Raw genomic sequence first — 3,285 nt, 5'->3', positions numbered from 1 at the left:
GGGTTGGCGGCGTTCTACGTGTTCTACACACGGGAGTAGGCCTGGCCCGGCCCGGGGTTCGTCTGCGGGCCGGTGGGGGCTTGTCGCGCAGTTCCCCGCGCCCCTGGGTGGTCTGTGGCCGAGCTCTGTTTTCCGGCTACCGGGTCCCCCAAGGGGCGCGGGGAGCTGCGCGAGCGGCCCGGCACGGTCCGCGGACGAACGGCGGCCCTGGCGAGTTCCTCAGAACAGGGGCAGCTGGCCCGGGAACGGGGCGACCTCGTAGCCGTCCAGCGTGGGTTGGCCCACACTTGGAGGCGCCGGCCGCTTCGACCCCGGGCACAGCGTCAGCTCACCCCCGCCCGCCACCCGCGCACGCGGATCATGGCGTACGTACCGTCCCGCCACCACGGCCACGGCACGGCCGCACGACGGACACGAACGGCGGGGAGAGACACTCGGCATGCGGCCATGCTGCCAGAGGGGTACGACAACCGGGCCGCACCCGGGTCACGCCCGCCCGCCCGGCCGCATGCCGGGCCGAAGACCTACGCCGCCGGCTTGAACGCCGACGCCAGCCCGTTGCGCCACAGGCTGTTCACCCGGGACCGCTCCGTGCTGTTCGGGTACGCGTTCCGGCACGACGTGCCCGGCCCGCCGCCGGACATCAGCTCGCTGCACGGACCCGAGTAGTGGTCCGGCAGCCCGAGGACGTGGCCGGTCTCGTGCGCCACGACACGGACCGAGTAGTACTGCTGGTTCTGCTGGTAGTCCAGGAAGATGTACCCGCCGCCGTGCCCGTCCGTGGACGCGTACGAGCCCTGCGGGTCGTTGCCCTCGTAGTACGAGAAGTCCGCGCCGGAGGACGACTCGGCGAGGCGTACGTTCTGCACCGAGGAGTTCCAGATCTGCGCGGACTGCGATATCTGCGAACGGAAGCTCGGCGCGTTACGGGTGCTGTAGTAGACGGTGACGGAGGCCGCCAGCGGGTTCGCGGCCCGCTTCTTGGCGACGGACTTCATCACGGCGTCGTAGAACGCCTTGTTGTTGGCCGCCTCCTTGGCGGACCCGGCGTACGACGCGCCGTGCACGTACGCGGAAGCGGCGGACGGTGCGGAAGAGGAAGCGGAGGGGGCGGCGGCCGTGGCGGGGATCGCGCCCAGGCCGGCGAGCGCCAGACCCAGGGCGGTGGACAGGACGACAGTCCTCTGGTGTCTCATGGGGGGCTCCTGCTCGTTCATTCGTGGGGGTGTCCCCGGTGGGTTGCCGGGGGCAAGGGCGAGTGTCGGGGAGCCGGATACGCCCGGGGATGATGACAACCGGCGATAACTCCGCGTTATCGGCGGGGAATCGGCCGTCTAGTGCGGGACATGACAAGCCCTTTACCCTCGGGCCATGGAGCTCGACGTGAGGCACCTCCGCGCCCTCTGCGCGATCGCCGACACCGGCAGTCTGCACAGGGCCGCGCGGCAGCTCGGAACCAGCCAGCCGGCCCTGACCAACCAGCTCCGGCGGATCGAGCACTCACTGGGCGGCCTGCTCTTCTCCCGGGAGCGCACCGGCTGCCGTCCGACACCGCTCGGCCGGACCGTCCTCAGCCGCGCCCGGCCGCTGCTCGCGGGGATGGACGCGCTGGTCACAGAGGTACGGGCGGCTGTCGACGGCGTGGACGGGCGGCCCCGGCTGCGTATCGGGTCCACCGCCAGCCGGGCCATTCCGGGGTGGCTGCGGCGGCTGCGGGAGCGGCTCCCGGGCATGGAGACACAGCTCCATGTCGACGTCTCCGCCCACGCGTTGCTCGGCCTGGTCGCGGCGGGGGAGCTCGATGTGGCCTTCGTGCACCAGGTGGAGGGGTGCCCGCTCCGGGTGCCGGAGGGGCTCGATGTGCGGGTGCTGGTCGAGCGCGAGCCGCAGTTCATCTCGCTGGCGGCGGACCACCCGGCGGCCGGGGAGGACGTGGTGGATCTGGCCGATCTGGCGGGGGACCGGTGGATGGTCGATCCCAGTGTGGACGGGGAGTGGGACGGGTTGCGGCGGGTGTTCGCGGCGGCGGGGGTCAACCCCCGGGTCCTGCACGGGGATTACCTGACGGCCGCGTCCCTGGTGGCGTCCGGCGAGGTCGTCACGCCCTGCCAGCCGACGTCCCGGCCCCGGGCGGACATGGCGATCCGCCCGCTGCGGGGCGATCCGCTGGCGGTACGGCTCCTGCTGGCGGCACGGGCGGGGGCGTACGAGTCGGGGGTGTACGGGACGGTGCACTCCGCGCTGGACTCGGCGTACTGGGAGGCGGCGCGGCAGTCCGCCCCGTACCGCACCTGGCTGTCGGGCCCGCTGGCGCTGCGCCCCTGACGGTGCCCGCGGTTCCCGCGCTCCACGGACTCCCGGGGGCTGATCCCTGGGGCTGATCCCTGGGGTGTGCGCGGGCGATCCGGGGCAGCAGATCATCCGGTGACGGATCCGTCCGGGGCGTAAGCGGTACGGCGTCGTCCGCCCCCTGCCGAGGTTGACCGGATCGGATCGCTAACCTTACGTGTCCACGCTCGTGCTCCCGCTCACGCGGCGTGGGTACGCAACGCCCTGCACCACCCTGCACCGCACATCGCACCCAACTCATGCGAAAGGCCTCGCCCATGGGCATTCGGAGCTTGCTGCGCAAAGTGTTCGGACGCGATCGCGACGCGGAGAGCGCCGACCTGACGGCGGCTCCGACGGAGGAGTCGGCCCCGGCCGCGGCGGCCGTACCGGCCCCCGCCGACGAGTCCGCGCCCGCCGCGTCCACGACCCCGACCGTTCCGGCGCCCGCCCGCCGCGACCTGTCCCCCGCGGAGGAACTGGTCGCGGCGGCGTTCGACGCGACCCCGCGGGCCGCCGTGCCGGCGCCCACGCGACCGGTGGAGGACGTGTCCCCGGCCGAGCCGTCGGCACCGGAGCCGGAACCGGAACCGGCCGCCTCCGAGGTGCCGCAGCCGCGCGCGGAGTCCCCGGCGACGGAGAAGCCCGCGAAGCCGGAGCCGGCCCCGGAGTCAGAGTCGGAGCCGGTGACGGAGACCGCCGCCCCCGAGCCGAAGCCGGAAGCCGCCGAGGCGAAGCCGGAGGTCGTCGACCCGGAACCGGAGACCGCTGAGCCGGAGCCCGAGCCGGAAGCGAAGGCGGTCGAGCCCGAGCCGAAGGCCGCCGAGCCGAAGCCGGAAGCCGTCGAGCCCGAGCCCGAAGCAAAGGCCGCCAAGCCGGAAGCGAAGGCCGTCCAGCCCGAGCCGAAGGCCGCCGAGCCCGACCCCGAGCCCGTACAGGCCGAAGCCGCCCCCGGGG

General features: G+C 73.5%; 3 protein-coding genes and 1 pseudogene. 2 read left to right on the top strand and 2 right to left on the bottom strand.

What is annotated here, in order from left to right:
* Window positions 1-219: 219 nt before the first annotated feature.
* Both ACJA3G_RS33615 and snpA read right to left on the bottom strand, forming a co-directional pair.
* Window positions 220-441 carry a hypothetical protein gene (locus tag ACJA3G_RS33615; protein WP_406556819.1) on the bottom strand — a complete coding sequence of 74 codons (222 nt, stop codon included), beginning with the start codon at window positions 439-441 and terminating at the stop codon, window positions 220-222.
* 83 nt (window positions 442-524) lie between these two features.
* Window positions 525-1,196: a snapalysin gene (gene snpA / locus ACJA3G_RS33610; RefSeq protein ID WP_406556818.1), complete on the bottom strand. Its 672-nt coding sequence runs from the start codon at window positions 1,194-1,196 to the stop codon at window positions 525-527.
* 175 nt (window positions 1,197-1,371) lie between these two features.
* On the opposite strand from snpA, the gene ACJA3G_RS33605 reads away from it, so the two are divergent.
* Window positions 1,372-2,325, top strand: coding sequence for a LysR family transcriptional regulator (locus ACJA3G_RS33605; protein ID WP_406556817.1), 954 nt, complete (start codon window positions 1,372-1,374; stop codon window positions 2,323-2,325).
* Window positions 2,326-2,633: 308 nt separating this feature from the next.
* Window positions 2,634-3,285 (top strand): annotated as a pseudogene (locus ACJA3G_RS33600) (hypothetical protein); the annotation flags it as partial.

Source organism: Streptomyces sp. YS-3, from assembly GCF_045257485.1.
GTDB lineage: Bacteria > Actinomycetota > Actinomycetes > Streptomycetales > Streptomycetaceae > Streptomyces.
This window is presented reverse-complemented; position numbering and strand designations above follow the sequence as displayed.

Bases quoted from the DNA above. Each gene is read 5' to 3' on its own strand.
- ACJA3G_RS33615 (WP_406556819.1), bottom strand. From the start codon at position 441: ATGCCGAGTGTCTCTCCCCGCCGTTCGTGTCCGTCGTGCGGCCGTGCC.
- snpA (WP_406556818.1), bottom strand. From the start codon at position 1,196: ATGAGACACCAGAGGACTGTCGTCCTGTCCACCGCCCTGGGTCTGGCG.
- ACJA3G_RS33605 (WP_406556817.1), top strand. From the start codon at position 1,372: ATGGAGCTCGACGTGAGGCACCTCCGCGCCCTCTGCGCGATCGCCGAC.